Annotated in this window: 1 protein-coding gene; it reads left to right on the top strand. The window is 65.3% G+C overall.

The features are described from left to right. The coding region (locus KVT32_RS31385) for a sensor histidine kinase KdpD (RefSeq protein WP_305864366.1) at positions 1 to 239 on the top strand (239 nt) is incomplete at both ends.

Below are 239 nucleotides of genomic sequence, written 5' to 3'. Positions count from 1 at the left end.
GCGCTGGCCAACGCCGAACTGGCCAACGCGATCGACGAGGCGCGCAACGCGAACCAGGCGAAATCGGCCTTCCTGTCCTCGATGAGCCACGAGCTGCGCACGCCCCTGAACGCGATCCTCGGCTTCGCCCAGATCCTGACCTCGGAGGCGCTGCCGACCTCGGGCGAACAGAAGAAGGAATTCGCCAGCCACATCCTGAAGTCCGGGCGCCACCTGCTGACCCTGATCAACGAGATCCT

Source organism: Achromobacter sp. GbtcB20 (assembly GCF_019091095.1).
Taxonomy (GTDB): Bacteria; Pseudomonadota; Gammaproteobacteria; order Burkholderiales; family Burkholderiaceae_B; genus Achromobacter; species Achromobacter mucicolens.
The sequence above is the reverse complement of the archived record's forward strand: the minus strand, read 5'-3'. Positions and strand labels throughout refer to the sequence as shown.